The organism is Streptomyces sp. 3330 (assembly GCF_031456635.1).
Taxonomy (GTDB): Bacteria; Actinomycetota; Actinomycetes; order Streptomycetales; family Streptomycetaceae; genus Streptomyces.
This window is the reverse complement of record NZ_JAVDVA010000009.1, coordinates 85590-103506: the sequence shown is the minus strand read 5'-3', so window position 1 is coordinate 103506 and position 17917 is coordinate 85590. Positions and strand designations below refer to the sequence as shown.

Sequence of the window (17917 nt, the reverse complement as noted above, 5' to 3'; positions counted from 1 at the left end):
CGCCGCGCGGACCGGACACCGGGCCGGGAACGTCCAGCCAGATTCACGGACCGACCGGACACCGGCCGGGAACCTCCACCCCACGCCCACGGCCCGACCGGACGGCGGCCGGGAACGGCCACCGGATCCACGGCACGACCGGACCCAGGCAGGGAACGGCCACCCCGTACCCACGGCACCACCGGGCACCGGCCGGGAAGCTGCGGCCGTCCTCACCCGAACGGACGGGTCGGTGGGCAAAAAAAGTGGCCCCGCCGAAACCGGCGGGGCCACCCACACACGCGTCAGCGACGCGCGACCCCTTCGGCACGGGCGGCCGCGGCGACCGCCGCGGTCACCGCGGGAGCGACCCGCTCGTCGAACGGCGACGGAATCACGTAGTCCGCCGCGAGGTCGTCACCGACGACCCCCGCCAGCGCCTCGGCCGCCGCGATCTTCATGCCCTCGGTGATCCGCGACGCCCGCACCTGCAGCGCGCCCGCGAAGATGCCCGGGAACGCCAGCACGTTGTTGATCTGGTTCGGGAAGTCCGACCGCCCGGTCGCGACGACGGCCGCGTACTTGTGGGCGACGTCCGGATGCACCTCGGGCGTCGGGTTGGCCATGGCGAAGACGAACGCGCCCTTCGCCATCGACGCCACCGCCTCCTCCGGGACCGTGCCGCCGGAGACGCCGATGAACACGTCGGCGCCGGCCAGCGCCTGCTCCAGCGAGCCGCTCAGCCCGGCCTTGTTGGTGAACCCGGCCAGCTCGCGCTTGACGTCGGTGAGGTCCTCGCGGTCCGCCGAGACGATGCCCTTGCGGTCGGTGACCGCGACGTCCCCGATGCCGGCCTCGACCAGCATCCTGGCGATGGCGACGCCGGCGGCGCCGGCGCCCGAGATGACCGCGCGCAGTTCGCCGATGCCCCGGCCGCTCAGCCGCGCGGCGTTGCGCAGCGCGGCGAGCGTCACGATCGCCGTGCCGTGCTGGTCGTCGTGGAAGACCGGGATGTCGAGGGCCTCCTGGAGCCTGCGCTCGATCTCGAAGCAGCGCGGCGCCGAGATGTCCTCCAGGTTCACTCCGCCGAACGAGGGTGCGAGGCGCACCACCGTCTCGATGATCTCGTCCACGCCCGTGCAGGCGAGCGCGATCGGAACCGCGTCCACACCGCCGAACTGCTTGAACAGAATCGCCTTGCCTTCCATGACCGGGAGGGAGGCCTCCGGGCCGATGTCGCCGAGCCCGAGCACGGCCGTGCCGTCGGTCACGACGGCGACGACGGACGACTTCCAGGTGTAGTCGTTCACCAGCTCCGGCCGCTCGGCGATCGCGGTGCACACCCGCGCGACGCCGGGCGTGTAGGCGAGGGACAGGTCGTCCTTGTCGCGAACCGGGACGGTGGCCTGCACGGCCATCTTTCCGCCGCGGTGCAGCGCGAACACCGGGTCGAACGAGTCGAGGGGCTCCGCACCGCCCTCCTGGCCCGTTCGGTCGGCGTTTTCGCTGCGAGGATTGACGATCTCCGCTGCCACTGTGTCTTACCCCTTAGGTCTGCATGGTTTGAGGGTGGCCACTCCTGATTGAGAAGTGGGCGGGCATCGCGCGGGCCCCAGAGGTGATGCGAACGGGCGCCTGCGCGTCGGGCGCGCCGCACACGCGCCCTGAGCCCCGGATGAGGGGTGTAAAAATCCTTCTTACCGGACGGAGACCACAGCCGACGAGTCCATTCCGTGCAAGGTCACATGGCTCACTCTGTGGACCTTGGACAGAGGTCACCTTGAGTGACATGAGTCATGCGCGATCTCTCGCCAACCTCTCCGGAACCCTTGACACGGACTCAAGTCGGCGAACAGGGCGCACGGCGAGCGATCACACCGTGAGATGAACCGAAGATCTTTCGGCCGGAACGGGGGATTCCCGCAGATGGTCCGGCTCCGACCGGTCGTGATGTACCGGACTGATGCGGTTCGGGGGTCGCCCGTTATCCGATTTTGACATGGCTGGCCCCCTGAATGGCGTAGTCCGAATGGCAAGATGCCGTAATCACACGAGGTCGCGACACCCGAAGGTGTGTGTTCTCGTCGACCCATCGGCATTTGTCGACCCATCGGCATCTCCATCCATCCGCCGGAGGAATCCACCATGACCGCAAGCTCCACCCGACGCATGACCGCCGCGCGCACCCGCCTGGCAGCGGTCGGATCCCTCGCGGTCGCGGGCGCCCTGCTCCTCACCGCCTGCGGCGACCAGACCGAGGGCGGCGGCAGCTCCTCCGAGTCGTCGAGCGGCTCCGACAAGGCGCCTCTCTTCTCGAAGCTCCCGGCCGACATCCAGAAGGCGGGTGTCATCAAGGTCGGCACCAACGCCGAGTACGCCCCGATGGAGTCCGTCGAGGGCGGCAAGATCGTGGGCGTCGACCCGGACATCGCCGCCGCGCTCGGCAAGCAGCTCGGCGTCGACTTCCAGTTCACCTCGGGCGGCTTCGACACCCTGATCACCGCGGTGAACACCGGCCGCTACGACGTCGCCATGTCGTCGATCACGGACAACAAGCAGCGCCAGGAAGGCCTGGACGACAGCGGCAAGAAGCTCGGCACGGGCGTCGACTTCGTCGACTACTTCACCGCCGGCACCGCCATCTACGTCCAGAAGGGCAACCCCAAGGGCATCAAGACCATCGACGACCTGTGCGGTCAGACGGTCGCGGTGCAGCGGGGCACCACCTACGAAGAGGCCCTGCAGACGCAGTCCAAGACGTGTACGACGGGCGGCAAGAAGGCCATCAAGATCGAGTCCTTCGAGAACGACACCGAGGCCCAGACCCGCGTGAAGTCGGGCGGCGCCGTGGCCGGCGTCAACGACTACCCGGTGGCCGTGGACATGGCCCGCAAGGCGGGCAACGGCAACACGTTCGAGGTCCTCGACAAGCAGTACGAGGCCGCTCCGTTCGGCATCGTCGTCAACAAGAAGAACACCCAGCTGCGTGACGCCCTGAAGGAGGCCGTCGACGCGATCATCAAGGACGGCTCCTACCAGAAGGTGCTGGAGAAGTGGGGCGCCGAGAGCGGCGCGATCAAGGCCTCCGCGATCAACGGCGGCAAGTGATCCACCCGCACCTCTTGAAGTCTTCGAAGGGCAGTCCCCATGACTGACAAGCTCGACAAGTCCTCCGCGGGCGGCGCACCACCCGAGGACACCCCGCCGGTGGCCAAGTCCTCGGCGTTCTCCGGCCCGCCGGAGGCCATCAAGGCCATCCCGGTGCGCCACTACGGCCGCTGGGTCAGCGCCGTGGTCGTCATCGCGCTCCTGGCGCTGGTGGTCAACGCCTTCGCCAACGGCGACATCCAGTGGGACACGGTCGGCGACCAGCTGTTCAACTCGACCGTCATCGCGGGCGCCGGACGGACGCTGCTGATCAGCATCCTGTCCATGGTGCTGGGCGTGGTCCTCGGCGTTCTGCTGGCCGTCATGCGGCTGTCGAAGAACCCGGTGACCAGCACGGTCGCCTGGCTGTACATCTGGTTCTTCCGCGGCACCCCGGTGTATGTGCAGCTGCTGATGTGGTTCAACCTGGCGCTGATCTTCCCCGTCCTGAACCTCGGTCCGATCTACAAGGACGAGATGACGGACGTCATGACGCCGTTCATGTGCGCCCTGCTCGGACTCGGTCTGAACGAGGCCGCGTACATGGCGGAGATCTGCCGGGCCGGCCTGCTGGCCGTGGACGAGGGACAGACCGAGGCCGCGCACGCGCTCGGCATGAGCCACGGCAAGACGCTGCGCCGGATCGTCATCCCGCAGGCGATGCGGGTGATCGTGCCGCCGACCGGCAACGAGTTCATCAACATGCTGAAGACCTCGTCGCTGGTGTACGTGGTGACGTACAACGAACTGCTCCGCTCGACCTCGGTGATCGGCTCCTCCTCGTTCGCCGTGATGGAGCTGCTGTTCGTCGCTTCCATCTGGTACCTGGTCATGACCAGCGTCTTCAGCGTCTTCCAGTACTACCTGGAGCGGTACTACGCCCGCGGTTCGAGCCGCAGCCTCCCGCCCACGGTCTTCCAGAAGATCCGGGCGAACCTGCTCTCGATCGGCCGCGAAAGGAAAGCGTCATGACCGCGATGGTGAAGGCCGAGGGCGTGCACAAGTCCTTCGGCGCGGTCGAGGTCCTCAAGGGCATCGACCTGGAGGTCAAGAACGGCGAGGTGTTCTGCCTCATCGGCCCCTCCGGCTCCGGCAAGTCGACGTTCCTCAGGTGCATCAACCACCTGGAGAAGATCAACGCCGGACGGCTGTACGTCGACGGCGATCTGGTCGGCTACCGCCAGAAGGGCGACAAGCTGTACGAGCTCAAGGACAGCGAGGTCGCGCTGAAGCGCCGGGACATCGGCATGGTGTTCCAGCGGTTCAACCTGTTCCCGCACATGACGGCGGCGGACAACGTCATCGAGGCCCCGATCCAGGTCAAGGGCGTCAGCAAGGCGAAGGCGAAGGAGCGCGCGAAGGAGCTTCTGGACCGCGTCGGCCTCGCCGACAAGGCCGGCAGCTACCCCTCGCAGCTCTCCGGCGGCCAGCAGCAGCGCGTCGCCATCGCCCGGGCCCTGGCCATGGACCCGAAGCTGATGCTGTTCGACGAGCCGACCTCGGCCCTCGACCCGGAGCTGGTCGGCGACGTCCTCGACGTCATGCGCGACCTGGCCGAGTCCGGCATGACGATGGTCGTCGTCACCCATGAGATGGGCTTCGCCCGCGAGGTCGGCGACAGCCTGGTCTTCATGGACGGCGGAGTGGTCGTGGAGTCCGGCAACCCGCGCGACGTCCTGACCAACCCGCAGCACGAGCGGACGCAGGCGTTCCTGTCGAAGGTGCTGTAGCGGCACGGCGGACGGGCAGGGGCGGTACGGGATTCCCGTACCGCCCCTTCGCGCCGTTCGGGACGCGCCGGCCGGCTGATTCCGGCCGGTTCGCGGGCGCGGTCACTTCACCGCGAGCACCAGGGTGTCGGAGGGTGACGCCCACACGGGCCGAGCCTCGCTGAAGCCCCGTTCGAGCAGCACGCGAGCGTGCCAGGCGGCGGAGGGCGTGTCGCCGTCGGCGTGCTCGCCGTAGATCTCGAAGCGGCGGGCGGTCGGCCCGGCGAGGACGGGGTCCTTGGCGGCGAGCTGCCACCACTCGGCCCAGTCGAGCACCCCGTCGGCCCTGGCCTGATCCATACGGGCGTGCCGCTGCGCGCGCTCCGCCGCGTTGATCCGGGGCGTCGAGTCGTCGATCATGTGGTCCGCGTTCATGAAGACACCGCCGTCGCGGACGAGTTCCGCGACCTGACCGTAGAGGGCAGCGAGGGGTTCGCTGTGCAGCCAGTGCAGGGCCGTTGCGGTCAGGACGGCGTCGTACGTGTCGTACGGCAGCCGGGCCCGCCAGTCGGGGTCCTTGAGATCCGCGGCCACGAGGGTGACGCGGTCGTCGCCGTCGAAGGTGCCCTCGGCGATGGCGAGGAGCGCCGGATCGAGGTCGACGCCGGTGCTGGTCGCGCCGGGGAGGCGGGCGAGCAGCCGGGCGGTGACGGTGCCGGTGCCGCAGGCCAGGTCGAGGACGCGCGGGGCGGGCCCGACGAGCGCCTCGACCATGTCGAGCATGATCCGGAACCGTTCCTCGCGGTCGGGCATGTACCACTCCTGCTGGCGGTCCCAGCTCCGCTGCCAGGCGGCCCAGTCGGCGCCGGTGGCCGCGTCGGTGACGCCGTCCCCGGCACCGGTCGTGGCACCGTCCCCGGCACCGGTCGTGCTCGTCTGCGCGTCCGTCATCGCAACCCTCCGCCGCGTTCGTCGCGTAATACCCTGGAAGCACGAACGGCCGTTACCCCGCCCGCATCCCGACCATAGAGCGCCACCGTAAGGACTACAAGTGGAACTGGCCTATTACTCGGACTACGCCGTGCGCCTCGTCAACAGCGAGGAACCGGCCCGGGGCAAGGACGCGCTGACCTCCGTCGAGGCGGTCCGCGCCCTCTTCGGCGGCAACCAGTCGGCGGGCCGCCGGGCCACCGACGCGGACGTCACCCGGTTCCGCTCGGTCCGGGGCCGGCTGCGCGCGGTCTTCGAGGCGGCCGACGGCGGCGACGAGACCCTCGCGGTGGACCTGCTGAACTCGCTCCTCCTGGAGTTCCCGGTGAGCCCGCAGATCTCGGGCCACGACTTCCGCGACGACGACGGCCGCCCGCTGTGGCACATGCACCTGGCCGACCACCCGTCGAACGCGACGGCGGGCTACGCGGCCATCGCGGCCATGGGCCTGGCGTTCCACCTCACCGAGTACGGCGTCGACCGCCTGGGCCTGTGCGAGGCGGGCCCCTGCCGCAACGCCTACCTCGACACCTCGACCAACCGCTCCCGGCGTTACTGCTCCGACCGCTGCGCCACCCGCGCGAACGTGGCGGCCTACCGTGCCCGCAAACGCCTGGAGGCGGACCGGACGGCCGGCACCGGCCTGGCCGCCGACAGGGCCCAGCGCACCACCGCCAGCGGCGAGCGCTGACCGGGCTTCAGCGGGCGGTAGCGCAGCCGCACCTTGCCCAGGATCAGCTCGTCGGGCACGGTCCCGTAGTCGGTGCTGTCGCCGCCGGCGTAGGCATTGTCCCCGCGGACCCACCACCCGCCCTCGCGGCGCTCCGCGGCCCGCTTGACGACGAGCAGGTCCTGCTGGAACGGATGGCGCAGCACGATCACGTCACCGACCCGGACCCGGGCGCCGTACTGCACCACCAGCCGGTCCCCCTGGTACAGCGTGGGAACCATGGACGGGCCGGTCACCTCGGCCAGCCCGAAGAGCGCGGTCGCCCTCGCGCGCTCGGTCTCCTGCGACAGCTCCGGCATCGCCGGCACCTCCCCGGTCTGTTCCTCCACCAGTCTCAGTCTGACCCCGGACTTTTGTCCTAAGCCCATGGGGGCACTCGCGAAAAGCCGTCTCCCAGGGAGTAATGTCCCACCTGAGAAGACGATCACGAGGAAGGAACGCTCCATGCTTTCCCGCCTGTTTGCCCCCAAGGTCAAGGTCAGCGCACACTGCGACCTGCCCTGCGGTGTGTACGACCCGGCCCAGGCCCGCATCGAGGCGGAGTCGGTGAAGGCCGTCCAGGAAAAGATGGCCGCCAACGACGACCCGCACTTCCAGGCGCGCGCCACCGTCATCAAGGAGCAGCGTGCCGAGCTCGCGAAGCACCACGTCTCCGTGCTGTGGAGCGACTACTTCAAGCCCCCGCACTTCGAGAAGTACCCCCAGCTGCACCAGCTGGTCAACGACACCCTGAAGGCCCTGTCGGCCGCCAAGGCCTCGACGGACCCGAAGACCGGCGAGAAGGCCCTGGAGCTCATCGCCGAGATCGACAAGATCTTCTGGGAGACCAAGAAGGCCTGATCGAGGCCTGATGTTCGCCCCGGGTCGTCCGGCCTGCCCCCGCGCCGGTCGCGACGCCCACCTGTCCGCACCCGGTCCGCGGGCCGCCGTACACGGCGCCCCCCACGGTCCGGGTGCGGTCTCCTTCTCTCCCCTTCCCGGACGCCGCCCGCGTGCGATCCTGGCCCCGTGACCCTCGAGGACCTGAAAAGGCTGCGGCAGGCGCGGGACCGGATGGACCGCGAGTACGCGGAGCCGCTCGACATCGCGTCACTCGCGCGCACCGCGCTGATGTCCCCGGGCCATTTCCAGCGCAGCTTCCGCGAGGCCTACGGCGAGACGCCCTACGGCTACCTCATGACCCGGCGGGTCGAGCGCGCCAAGACCCTCCTGCGCCGCGGCGACCTGACCGTGACGGAGGTCTGCATGGCGGTCGGCTGCACCTCGCTCGGCTCGTTCAGCTCCCGCTTCACCGAGCTGGTAGGCGAGACCCCGAGCGCCTACCGGGCGCGGTCGCACGAGGCCGGCGCGGTGATCCCGTCCTGTGTGGCCAGGACGTACACCCGCCCGCTGCGCGGCAGGCCCGCCTAGGCTGGCGCCATGGACCTCAAACTCCACCAGTGTTTCGTCGCCGTCGACGACCACGACAAGGCGCTGCACTTCTACGTCGAGGTGCTCGGTCTCGAAGTCCGCAACGACGTCTCCTTCGAGGGGATGCGCTGGGTGACCGTCGGTTCGCCGCTCCAGCCGGACGTGGACCTCGTGCTGGAGCCGCCCGGCGCGAACCCGGACTTCTCCCCCGCCGACCGGGAGGCGATGGCCCGGCTGCTCGCCAAGGGGGTGCTGCGCGGGGTCATCTTCACCACCGCCGACTGCGACGCGCTGCACGCGCGGGTGCTGGAGGCCGGCGTCGAGGTGCTCCAGGAGCCGACGGACCAGCCCTACGGGGTGCGCGACTGCGCGTTCCGCGACCCGGCGGGCAACATGCTGCGGTTCATGGAGCGGACCGGATGAGCCGACCGGTCGGCTGGGCCCACGCGTTCGTCGACCGTCCCGCCGGGAGCTTCGCGGCGGCCTGCGACTTCTGGACCGCCGTCACGGACACGTCCCTCTCCGAGGCCAGGGGCGAGGACGGGGAGTTCGTCACCCTGCTGCCGAAGGACGCCGACGCCTGCGTGAAGGCCCAGGCGGTCACGGACGGCGAGGGCGGCGCGCATCTCGACCTCTGCGTGCGGGATGTGCCCGGTTTCGTCGCGGCGGCGCTGGACCTGGGCGCGGAGACGGCCGCCGCGCACGACGGCTGGGCCGTCCTGCGCTCACCCGCCGGACAGGTGTTCTGCGCGGTGCCGTGGCTCGGGGAATCGGCGCGGCCGCCCGTGGTGGCCGGCAGCCGTCTGGACCAGGTGTGCATGGACGTCCCGCCGTCGGCGTACGAGAGCGAGGTCGCCTTCTGGAGCGGCCTGTTGCCCGACTGGTCGGCCCGGCCGGGCTCCCGGCCCGAGTTCCACGTGGTCGAGCCGCCGCCGGGGCTGCCGATCCGCATCCTGCTCCAGCGGCTCGACGCGGAGGGCGTGGCCCGCGCCCATCTCGACCTGGCCTGCGGCCAGGACATCGACGCCGTACGCGCCCGGCACGAGGAACTCGGCGCGGTCCTCGTCGCCCGGCGTCCCCACTGGACGGTGATGCGCGACCCGGCCGGCGGGCTGTACTGCCTGACCGCGCGCGACGCGGAGACGGGCGGGCTGCCGCGCGCCGGTACCCGGACCGCCGGCTCGACGTCCGACCGCTGACGACGGCCCGCGGACCACTGACGGTCACTGCGCCACTGAGGCCACTGGGGCCACTGACCGCCGGCTCACGGACCGGCTACGGCCCCTCGCCCAGCGGGGCGCCCACCCGCAGGTTCCACCGCCCCGCCCGGCCGCTCAGCTCCACGGCGGTCAGCGGGCGCACGTCGAGGCGCCAGAAGGCCGCTTCCGGCAGGCCCAGCGCGCGGACGAGCAGGGCGCGCACGACGTCGGGTTCCACCACGGCGGTCACCCGCCCCGGCGCGCGGGCGGTGTCCTCCAGCCAGGCCCCGGCCCGGTCGCAGAGGCCTCGCACGGTCTCCCCGCCGTGCGGGGCGTGCGCCGGATCCGCCAGCCAGGCCGCCACCGCCTCCGGCTCGGCCGCCGTCACCTCGGTGAGGGTCCGGCCGCGCCAGCGGCCCACGTCCAGTGCGGCGAGCTCGGGCACCCGGGGCGCGGGCACGCCCAGCGCCTCGGCGGTCTGCAGGCACCGGGTGGAGGGCGAGGCGGCCGAGCGGTCCGCGCCGGGCAGCAGCGCGGCGGCCGACCGGGCGCGGCGCACCCCGGCGGCCTCCACCTCGCAGCTGCCGTCGTCGAATCGCGCCTCACGCAGGGCCGAGGTGACCGCCGGTGATATCAGGGTCACGCGGCTGGTCATCGGTCTCCGCTCGGTGAGGTCGGTGAGGTCGGGAGGTCGGTGAGGTCGGGAGGTCGGTGAGGTCGGGGCGGTCAGGAGGTCGGGGCGGTGGGGGCTTCGGGTTCGTCCTCGGTCTCGGCGGCCTTGTGCCGGGCGCCCGGTTCCACATAAGCCTCGCAGCGCGGGTTGTGGCACGGGCCCGGCACCCAGCGCGGGACCCACGCGCCCAGCGTCTTGTGTCGCCGGACGACGGACTGCACTGGCTGCCCGCAGGCGGGGCAGACGCGTTGTTCCCGGTCCATGCCCTCCAGGGTAGGGCGGCACGGACGCGAGCGCTCCCCGCCGTACGTCAGTGTTCCCTGCTGTACGTGCGTACGACCGCGCCGTTGCCGAAGGAGCGCGTCCCGCCGAGGGTGAAGCGGGCGATGCCGGATCCGGCGCCGAACATCGGCATGCCGGTGCCGTAGACGATCGGGTAGGTCTTGATCACGAGTTCGTCGATCTCGTCGAACAGCTCGCCCGCGAGACGGGAACCGCCGCACAGGTAGATGTCGAGGCCGCCGTCCTCCGCCTTCAGTTCGCGGACCTTGTCGAGCAGTCCGTCCGCGATGATCTCGACGTCCGGGGAGGGCGACTCGCCGAGGGTGCGTGAGGCGACGTACTGGCGCAGGTGCGCGTAGGGGCTGGTGATGCCCTCCTTCAGCGCCAGGTCGTAGCTGGCCCGGCCCTGGATGATCGTGTCGAACCTCTTGTTCGCCAGGTCGTCGAAGCCGAGCGCGCGACGGCCATGGGTCGGCACGGTCTCCGGGTGCTCCGACGTGAGGAAGTCGAGGAATTCCGCGTCGACGTAGGAGATCATCTCCGCGCCGTCGCCGTCCACGTCCCCGATGAAGCCGTCGACGGAGCAGGCGATGAAGTACGTGAGCTTTCGCAAGTGGGGCTCTTTCCGTAGGCTGCCGTCCGAACCACTTCAGTTGTAGTACTTCACCTGTAGTGGTTGCAAGCGGGTTTCCCGGGGTTTCGGGAAACGGAGCCAAGTGAGAGGGAAGGTTCCGCATGGCCGGAAATCCGGAACGCCGGGCGGCCCTGGTGGACGCCGGGGTGGAGGTGCTCGCCCGGGAGGGCGCGCGAGGGCTCACGTTCCGCGCGGTGGACTCGGCGGCGGCGGTGCCGGTGGGCACCGCCTCCAACTACTTCACCGGGCGCGACGACCTGCTGCGGCAGATCGACGCCCGGCTGCACGTCCGGCTGGCGCCCGACCCCGAGGTGCTCGGCGCGCTGCTGGCCCGGCCGCGCGACCGCTCCCTGGTCACGGCGTTCATGCACGACCTGATCGCCCGGGCGACCCGTGACCGGAGCGGCTACCTCGCCCTGCTGGAGATGCGCCTCGAGGCCACCCGGCGCCCCGAGCTGCGCGCCTCCTTCACGATGTCGGTGCGCGGCGACCTGGACCAGGGCATGGACTTCCACCGCGAGGCCGGCCTGCCCGGCGGCGACGAGACCGTCGTGGTCCTGTACCTCGCGATGCTCGGGCTGATCCTGGAGCACCTCACCCTGCCGGACGTCCTGGACGGCGTCCTGCCGGGAGTGGGGGTGCCGGAGGGGCTGGTCGAGCGGATCGTGGCGACCGTCGTCCCGGACGGCGCCGAGGAACGCGCGTAGGGCGCACGGCGGCGGGTCCCGCACACCGTGGGGATGTGCGGGACCCGCCGACCGGCACCCGCCCGAGGCCGGTCCGGCTCTCCTCCTTCGCCCTCCTTGCCCTCTCGCCCTCCTTGCCCTTCTCGCCCTCCTCGGCCCGGTACCGGTCGAGGTCCTGATCTCGGCCCTGGGTCGTGGTTCCGTCTGTGGCCTGCTCCTGGTCCTCGTCCTGTGGCCTGCTCCTGGTCCTCGTCCTGCGACCGGTCGGGACCTAGCTGCTGCGCCGGGTCACGAACTCCGCCAGGGAGAGCAGGCCGCCCGCCGACTCCGGGTCCGGGATCGCCCGGGACAGTTCCTGCATCGCGCGGGCCATCCGGTCGGCGGCCTGCTCCTGCGCCCACTCGCGGCCGCCGGCGCGTTCGACGGCGAGCGTCGTGCGGTCCAGGTCGGCCGGGTCGTAGGGCGCCGCGTACAGCGCGGCCAGTTCGCCGGCCGCCGGAGTGCCGGAGGTCAGCGCGGCGACCACCGGCAGGGACTTCTTACGGGCGGCGAGATCCGCGCCGGCCGGCTTGCCGGTGTGCCGCGGATCTCCCCACAGACCGATGACGTCGTCGATGAGCTGGAAGGCCAGCCCGGCCTCCCGGCCGAACGCGTCCAGCGCGTCCACGTCCTCCTCGGCCGCCCCGGCGTACAGCGCGCCCACCGCACAGGCGCAGCCGAGCAGCGCTCCCGTCTTGGCCTCGGCCATGACGAGCACCTCGTCGAGGGTGATGTCGGTCGGGTCCCGCTTCTCCAGGGCCGTGTCCGCCTGCTGGCCGGCGCAGAGTTCGATCACACAGGCCGCGACCCGGCGGGCGGCCGCCGAGGACGCGGGATGCGGGTCCGCGGCCAGCAGCCCGAGGGCGAGGGCCTGGAGGGCGTCCCCGGCGAGGATCGCGTCGGCGTCGCCGAAGACGGTCCAGGCGGTGGGGCGGTGCCGGCGGGTGGCGTCCCGGTCCATCACGTCGTCGTGCAACAGCGTGAAGTTGTGGACCAGTTCGACCGCCGCGGCCGCCCGCAGGGCCGCCGCGCGGGCCGCCGGGCCACCGAGCGCGGCGGCCGCGGCGAGCACGAGGGCCGGGCGGATCGCCTTGCCCGCGTTGCCCGCCGCCGGGCTCCCGTCCGCGTGCTCCCAGCCGAAGTGGTAGAGCGCGACCCGGCGCATGGAGCCGGGCAAGGAGTCGACGGCCGCGCGCAGTTCGGGGTCGACCGACGCCCGCGAGCGCTCCAGGATGACCGCCGCGTCGTGGCCGTCGGCCGCACCGGGGCCGTTGTCGCCCTGGCTGCCGATGGATCTCCGCCTTTCGCGCGTCTCACCCCGGTGCCGCGTGATGGCGGACGTCACCGCCAGCGGCCGATCTCGACGTTCTCCAGGACGCCCAGTGCGTCCGGCACGAGGACCGCGGCCGAGTAGTAGGCCGTGACCAGGTACTTGATGATGGCCTGTTCGTTGATGCCCATGAACCGCACGGACAGGCTCGGCTCGATCTCGTCCGGGATGCCGGACTGGCGCAGCCCGATGACGCCCTGGTCCTCCTGGCCCAGGCGCAGCGCGATGATGGAGCTGGTGCGCGCCGCGCTGACCGGGATCTTGTTGCACGGGTAGATCGGCACCCCGCGCCAGGTGGGGATGCGGTTGCCGCCCACGTCGATCGTCTCGGGGACGAGCCCGCGCTTGTTGAGCTCACGCCCGATCGCGGAGATCGCGCGCGGGTGGGCGAGCAGCATCTTGGTGCCGCGCCGCCTGCTGAGCAGTTCGTCCAGGTCGTCGGGGCTCGGCACGCCGTCGTGCGGCTGGAGCCGCTGGTCGTACTCGCAGTTGTGCAGCAGCCCGAACTCGCGGTTGTTGACGAGTTCGTGCTCCTGGCGCTCCTTGAGCGCCTCGACCGTCAGCCGCAGCTGCTGCTCGGTCTGGTTCATCGGCTGGTTGTACAGGTCCGCCACGCGCGAGTGGATGCGCAGGACGGTCTGGGCGATGCTCAGTTCGTACTCGCGTGGCCGCGCGTCGTAGTCCACGAACGTGTGCGGGATGTCCGGCTCACCGGCGTGACCGGCGGCGAGGTCGACCTCCTTCTCGCCGTACTTGTTGGTGCGCTGCTCGGGGATCGCGCGCAGCTGCTCGAGGTGTTCGCGCAGGGAGTCGGCGCGCTCCGCGACCTGCTCGACGTCCTGCCGGGCCAGGATCAGCACGGTGCAGGCGGTGTCCGCGCGGGCCGTGTACTCCCAGATGGCGTCCGCGTCGAGCAGTGCCTGGTCGCCGAAGTACGCGCCGTCCGCGAGGACGCCGAGCACCTGGTCGTCGCCGTAGGGGCCGGTGCCGACCTTCTCGACGCGGCCGTGCGCCAGCAGGTAGACCTCTTCGCTCTGGCTGCCGAAGGAGGCGATGACCTCACCGGGGCCGAACTCCCGCTGCCGGCAGCGCTGGGCGAGTTCCCCGAGCACCTCCTCGTCCTCGTAGGAGCGCAGCGCGGGCAGTTCGCCCAGCTCGGCCGGGATGACCTCCACGCGGTCACCGGTCTTCACGAACGTGATGCGGCCGTCCCCCACCGCGTACGTCAGACGCCTGTTGACCCGGTACGTGCCGCCCTGTACGTCCACCCAGGGCAGATTCCGCAGCAGCCAGCGGGAACTGATCTCCTGCATCTGCGGTGCGGACTTGGTCGTGGTGGCCAGGTTCCGCGCGGCCGCGGTGCCGAGACTCTGCTGCGGCTTGCCCGATTCCGCGCGGACCTCTTCGCCTACCGACATGAGAAATGCCCTCCCGATTCATGCACGGGCGCCGAACTGCGCCGATGCACTCCGTTCACGCGGCAAGCCTTCCATCACGGTGTGTGCTCGTGCTATTACCCGAAAGAGCGGGAATGGATCAACGTGGGCAGGGAAGAGCTACGTTTCACCGAACGGTGTTCGACAATGAGCGGGTGACCGATCTCCGCCCCCGCCTGCCGTCCCCGCTGCAGGAGGTGTCCGACGACCGGTTCGGCCGGTACGGCGTCCGGCTGCTGCTGAAGCGGGACGACCTGATCCACCCCGAGCTGATCGGCAACAAGTGGCGCAAGCTCGCGCCCAACCTGGAGCGCGCGGCGGGCCGCACGCTCCTCACCTTCGGGGGCGCCTACTCCAACCACCTGCGGGCCACGGCGGCCGCCGGGCGGCTCCTGGGGCTGCCCACGGTGGGCGTGGTGCGCGGCGACGAACTGGCGGGCCGGCCGCTGAACCCGTCCCTGGCCCGGTGCGCGGCCGACGGCATGCGTCTGCACTTCGTGGACCGCTCGGCCTACCGCCGCAAGAGCGATCCGGACGTGCTCGGCCGGCTGCGGGACACGGCCGGCGTACCGGACGCGTACGTCGTGCCCGAGGGCGGCAGCAACGCGGCGGCCGTCCACGGGTGCCGGGCGCTCGGCGAGGAGCTGCGCGGCCGTACCGATGTCGTCGCCCTCGCCTGCGGCACCGGCGGCACCCTCGCCGGCCTGGCGGCAGGCCTCGCCCCCGGTCAGCGGGCCCTGGGGATACCGGTCCTCAGGGGAGGCTTCCTGGACGGCGGCGTACGGGCGCTCCAGGAGGAGGCGTTCGGCGGCCGGCGGGGCGAGTGGCGGCTCGACGAACGCTTCCACTTCGGTGGCTACGCGCGTGTCACCCCCGAGCTGGAGGCCTTCGCGGCGGACTTCGAGCGACGCCACGCGGTGCCGGTGGAGCGTCTCTATGTCGCCAAGTCGCTCTACGGCCTCGTCGCGCTGGCAGCGGAGGGCGCCTTCGCGCGCGGGACGACGGTGACCGCCGTGATCACGGGCCGCCCGTTCCCCTGAGGGGCGGCCGGGCCTACGCCGCCTCCCGGAACGCCGCCGCCTCCTCCAGGTCCAGCCGGCGCAGCAGCGTGCGCAGCATCTCGTCGTCGATGTAGCGGCCGTCCCGCAGCCGGACGAACATCTCGCGCTCGGCGCTGATCATCTCGCGCGAGAGGCGCCGGTAGGTGTCGTCGACGGTCTCACCGGTGATCGGGTTGACCTGCCCGAGGCGCTCCCAGACGGCGTTGCGGCGCCGCTCCAGGACGCTGCGCAGCCGGTCGGCGAGCGGTGGCGGCAGGGCGTTGCGCTCGTCGGCGAGCAGCGCGTCCAGGCGCTCCTCGGCGACCCGGGACGCCTGTGCCTGGGCGTTGGCCTCGGCCAGCGTCGCGGCCTGCGGGTCGGGCTCGGGGAACTTCAGCAGGCGGATCAGCGGCGGCAGGGTCAGCCCCTGCACCACCAGGGTGCCGATGACCGTCGTGAAGGTGAGGAAGAGGATCAGGTTGCGGTACGGGAAGGGCGCCTCGCCGTGGTCCACGGTGAGCGGGATGGAGAACGCGATGGCGAGCGAGACCACGCCCCGCATACCGGCCCAGGCGATGACGATCGGCCCCCGCCAGGTCGGATTGGCCTCCCGCGCGCGGATCCGCGCCGACAGCAGCCGGGGCAGGAAGGTCGCCGGGTACACCCACAGGAAGCGCGCCGCGACGACCACGAGGAACAGCGCGACGGCGTACCAGGCGGCGTCCACGCCCTCGTAGGCGCCGAGGCCCTTCAGGACGACGGGCAGCTGGAGGCCGATCAGCGCGAAGACCGCCGACTCCAGGACGAAGGCGACCATCTTCCACACGGCCTCCTCCTGGAGGCGGGTCGCGAAGTCGACCTCCCACGCGCGGTGGCCCAGGTAGAGCGCGACCACGACCACGGCGATGACCCCGGAGGCGTGGAACTGCTCGGCCGCCGCGTAGGCGACGAAGGGGATCAGCAGGGAGAGCGTGTTCTGGAGCAGGGGCTCCTTGAGGTGGGTGCGCAGCCAGTGCAGCGGGGCCATCAGGATCAGGCCGACGGCGGTTCCGCCGACCGCCGCGACCAGGAACTCCTCGATGCCGCCGGCCCAGGACGCGCCTTCGCCGACCACGACCGCGAGGGCCACCTTGTAGGCGGTGATCGCGGTGGCGTCGTTGAGCAGCGACTCGCCCTGGAGGATCGTGGTGATCCGCGACGGCAGGCCGACCCGGCGGGCCACCGCCGTGGCCGCGACCGCGTCCGGCGGCGCGACCACCGCGCCCAGCACCAGCGCCGCCGTGAGCGGCAGCCCGGGGACGATCAGATAGGCGGCCCAGCCGACCGCGAAGGTCGCGAAGAGCACGTATCCGACCGACAGCAGGGCCACCGGCCGCAGCTGGGCGCGCAGGTCGAGATAGGAGCTGTCGGTGGCCGACGTGTACAGCAGCGGCGGCAGCAGGAGCGGCAGCACGACGTCCGGGTCCAGGGTGTAGTCGGGTACCCCCGGCAGGTAGGACACCACCAGGCCGACGGCCACCAGCAGCAGCGGCGCGGGCACCGGGGTGCGCCGGGCCGCCGCCGCACAAGCCGCGCTGCCGGCCACCAGCAACAGCAGTGGCATCACATCCATGTCAAGACCGCCCTCGTTTTTCCGCGCGGTCGTCCGCACGCCCGTCGTAATCTGGCAATCATGAAACAGTGCACGCACGCCGACGCGCTGCCCCACCCCGAACCCGTCCCGCTCGGCGAGACGTGTCCGGAGTGCCTGCGGGACGGCACCCACCCGGTGCAACTTCGGCTGTGCCTGACCTGCGGCCATGTCGGCTGCTGCGATTCCTCGCCGAGCCGGCACGCGACGGCGCACCACAGGGAGTCCGGCCACCCGGTGATGCGGACCTTCGAGCCCGGCGAGAACTGGCGCTGGTGCTTCGTCGACCATGTCCTCGTATGAGGAGACCCGTATGAGGAGACCATGACGCCCCGGCCGTCCGGCGGGTACGGTTCGACCATCTGACGCCTGGGTACGTCAACCCGGCGCGCCCTGTTCCCATTTGGGCCGACCGACCCTCTAGACACGGAGCGTGTTCACAGCTTTACTGTGAGTGACGCCAGGGGGTTGGGGTCCCGGGGACAGAAACTTGAGAGCGCGATAGCGTCACCGCTGCACCACAGACGCGTTACCCCGGGGGGCGACCCTCGGCCCCGAAAAGCTTGTACCACCTTGGAGGTGAGGGTGTCCCAGATCGCAGGCGAGCCCGCGACCCAGGACTTCGTGGAAGTCCGGCTGCCGGCTGCGGGTGCCTACCTGTCGGTGCTGCGGACGGCCACGGCCGGCCTCGCGGCCCGTTTGGACTTCACCCTGGACGAGATCGAGGACCTGCGCATCGCGGTGGACGAGGCTTGCGCGATCCTGCTCCAGCAGGCCGTGCCCGGCTCGGTACTCAGTTGCGTGTTCCGCCTCGTCGACGACTCACTGGAAGTCACCGTCTCCGCGCCGACCACGGACGGACACGCCCCCTCGCGGGACACCTTCGCCTGGACCGTCCTGTCCGCCCTCGCGGGCAAGGTGTCCTCCGCCGTCGACGAGGACAAGACCGTGACGATCAGTCTCTACAAACAACGCGGCGCGGGACCCGGGCCGGCGTGAGGAA

21 protein-coding genes are annotated in these 17917 nt (G+C 71.2%); 12 read left to right on the top strand and 9 right to left on the bottom strand.

Going from position 1 to position 17917, the window contains the following annotated elements; translation table 11 throughout:
- Positions 1 to 284: 284 nt before the first annotated feature.
- Positions 285 to 1514 carry an NADP-dependent malic enzyme gene (locus tag J2X68_RS17275; RefSeq protein WP_310433432.1) on the bottom strand — a complete coding sequence of 410 codons (1230 nt, stop codon included), beginning with the start codon at positions 1512 to 1514 and terminating at the stop codon, positions 285 to 287.
- A gap of 610 nt (positions 1515 to 2124) precedes the next feature.
- Here J2X68_RS17275 and J2X68_RS17270 point away from each other — a divergent pair.
- The 3 genes from J2X68_RS17270 to J2X68_RS17260 are packed head-to-tail and all read left to right on the top strand — an operon-like array spanning position 2125 to position 4856.
- Positions 2125 to 3087 (top strand): ABC transporter substrate-binding protein, encoded by a 963-nt coding sequence (locus J2X68_RS17270; protein WP_310433431.1) that lies wholly within the window; start codon positions 2125 to 2127, stop codon positions 3085 to 3087.
- Positions 3088 to 3126: 39 nt separating this feature from the next.
- Positions 3127 to 4098: an amino acid ABC transporter permease gene (locus J2X68_RS17265; RefSeq protein WP_310433430.1), complete on the top strand. Its 972-nt coding sequence runs from the start codon at positions 3127 to 3129 to the stop codon at positions 4096 to 4098.
- Positions 4095 to 4856: an amino acid ABC transporter ATP-binding protein gene (locus tag J2X68_RS17260; RefSeq protein WP_310433429.1), complete on the top strand. Its 762-nt coding sequence runs from the start codon at positions 4095 to 4097 to the stop codon at positions 4854 to 4856. Before J2X68_RS17265 ends, J2X68_RS17260 begins: the two co-directional genes overlap by 4 nt.
- Positions 4857 to 4958: 102 nt before the next feature.
- On the opposite strand, the gene J2X68_RS17255 is transcribed toward J2X68_RS17260, so the two are convergent.
- A complete protein-coding gene (locus tag J2X68_RS17255; protein WP_310433428.1) occupies positions 4959 to 5786 on the bottom strand; it encodes a class I SAM-dependent methyltransferase in 828 nt (275 codons plus the stop codon).
- Positions 5787 to 5886: 100 nt separating this feature from the next.
- On the opposite strand from J2X68_RS17255, the gene J2X68_RS17250 reads away from it, so the two are divergent.
- A complete protein-coding gene (locus J2X68_RS17250; RefSeq protein WP_310433427.1) occupies positions 5887 to 6516 on the top strand; it encodes a CGNR zinc finger domain-containing protein in 630 nt (209 codons plus the stop codon).
- Here the strand turns inward: J2X68_RS17250 and sodX are convergent.
- A complete protein-coding gene (sodX, locus tag J2X68_RS17245; protein ID WP_310433580.1) occupies positions 6420 to 6854 on the bottom strand; it encodes a nickel-type superoxide dismutase maturation protease in 435 nt (144 codons plus the stop codon). The genes J2X68_RS17250 and sodX overlap by 97 nt on opposite strands.
- 145 nt (positions 6855 to 6999) lie before the next feature.
- Between sodX and sodN the strand changes: the two genes are divergently transcribed.
- From sodN to J2X68_RS17225, 4 genes are all read left to right on the top strand, one after another.
- Positions 7000 to 7395 (top strand): superoxide dismutase, Ni, encoded by a 396-nt coding sequence (sodN, locus tag J2X68_RS17240; protein ID WP_020130742.1) that lies wholly within the window; start codon positions 7000 to 7002, stop codon positions 7393 to 7395.
- A 168-nt stretch (positions 7396 to 7563) separates the two neighbouring features.
- A complete protein-coding gene (locus J2X68_RS17235; RefSeq protein ID WP_310433426.1) occupies positions 7564 to 7965 on the top strand; it encodes a helix-turn-helix transcriptional regulator in 402 nt (133 codons plus the stop codon).
- 9 nt (positions 7966 to 7974) lie between these two features.
- A complete protein-coding gene (locus tag J2X68_RS17230; RefSeq protein WP_310433425.1) occupies positions 7975 to 8388 on the top strand; it encodes a VOC family protein in 414 nt (137 codons plus the stop codon).
- Complete coding sequence (locus J2X68_RS17225; RefSeq protein WP_310433424.1) at positions 8385 to 9164, top strand: VOC family protein; 780 nt, start codon at positions 8385 to 8387, stop codon at positions 9162 to 9164. Before J2X68_RS17230 ends, J2X68_RS17225 begins: the two co-directional genes overlap by 4 nt.
- 76 nt (positions 9165 to 9240) lie before the next feature.
- Here J2X68_RS17225 and J2X68_RS17220 read toward each other — a convergent pair whose 3' ends face one another.
- The 3 genes from J2X68_RS17220 to J2X68_RS17210 form a co-directional block, all read right to left on the bottom strand.
- The gene (locus J2X68_RS17220; protein WP_310433423.1) at positions 9241 to 9819 is read right to left on the bottom strand and encodes a histidine phosphatase family protein; all 579 of its coding nucleotides are present in this window, start codon (positions 9817 to 9819) and stop codon (positions 9241 to 9243) included.
- A gap of 71 nt (positions 9820 to 9890) precedes the next feature.
- Complete coding sequence (locus J2X68_RS17215; protein WP_310433422.1) at positions 9891 to 10100, bottom strand: hypothetical protein; 210 nt, start codon at positions 10098 to 10100, stop codon at positions 9891 to 9893.
- A gap of 47 nt (positions 10101 to 10147) precedes the next feature.
- Positions 10148 to 10732, bottom strand: a complete 585-nt coding sequence (locus tag J2X68_RS17210) for a dihydrofolate reductase family protein (RefSeq protein WP_310433421.1) — start codon at positions 10730 to 10732, stop codon at positions 10148 to 10150.
- Between the two features lie 122 nt (positions 10733 to 10854).
- On the opposite strand from J2X68_RS17210, the gene J2X68_RS17205 reads away from it, so the two are divergent.
- A complete protein-coding gene (locus tag J2X68_RS17205; protein WP_310433420.1) occupies positions 10855 to 11460 on the top strand; it encodes a TetR family transcriptional regulator in 606 nt (201 codons plus the stop codon).
- Positions 11461 to 11710: 250 nt separating this feature from the next.
- Here J2X68_RS17205 and J2X68_RS17200 read toward each other — a convergent pair whose 3' ends face one another.
- Positions 11711 to 12769, bottom strand: coding sequence for a family 2 encapsulin nanocompartment cargo protein polyprenyl transferase (locus tag J2X68_RS17200; RefSeq protein WP_310433579.1), 1059 nt, complete (start codon positions 12767 to 12769; stop codon positions 11711 to 11713).
- Between the two features lie 50 nt (positions 12770 to 12819).
- A complete protein-coding gene (locus J2X68_RS17195) occupies positions 12820 to 14226 on the bottom strand; it encodes a family 2B encapsulin nanocompartment shell protein (RefSeq protein ID WP_310433419.1) in 1407 nt (468 codons plus the stop codon).
- 173 nt (positions 14227 to 14399) lie between these two features.
- Between J2X68_RS17195 and J2X68_RS17190 the strand changes: the two genes are divergently transcribed.
- Positions 14400 to 15284, top strand: a complete 885-nt coding sequence (locus J2X68_RS17190) for a pyridoxal-phosphate dependent enzyme (protein ID WP_310433418.1) — start codon at positions 14400 to 14402, stop codon at positions 15282 to 15284.
- Between the two features lie 13 nt (positions 15285 to 15297).
- Here J2X68_RS17190 and J2X68_RS17185 read toward each other — a convergent pair whose 3' ends face one another.
- On the bottom strand, positions 15298 to 16896 hold the full coding sequence (locus J2X68_RS17185; protein ID WP_310433417.1) for a Na+/H+ antiporter: 1599 nt from the start codon (positions 16894 to 16896) through the stop codon (positions 15298 to 15300).
- Between the two features lie 60 nt (positions 16897 to 16956).
- On the opposite strand from J2X68_RS17185, the gene J2X68_RS17180 reads away from it, so the two are divergent.
- Positions 16957 to 17217: a UBP-type zinc finger domain-containing protein gene (locus J2X68_RS17180; protein WP_310433416.1), complete on the top strand. Its 261-nt coding sequence runs from the start codon at positions 16957 to 16959 to the stop codon at positions 17215 to 17217.
- Between the two features lie 282 nt (positions 17218 to 17499).
- Positions 17500 to 17913, top strand: a complete 414-nt coding sequence (locus tag J2X68_RS17175) for an anti-sigma regulatory factor (protein ID WP_020130755.1) — start codon at positions 17500 to 17502, stop codon at positions 17911 to 17913.
- The last annotated feature ends 4 nt before the right edge of the window (positions 17914 to 17917 follow it).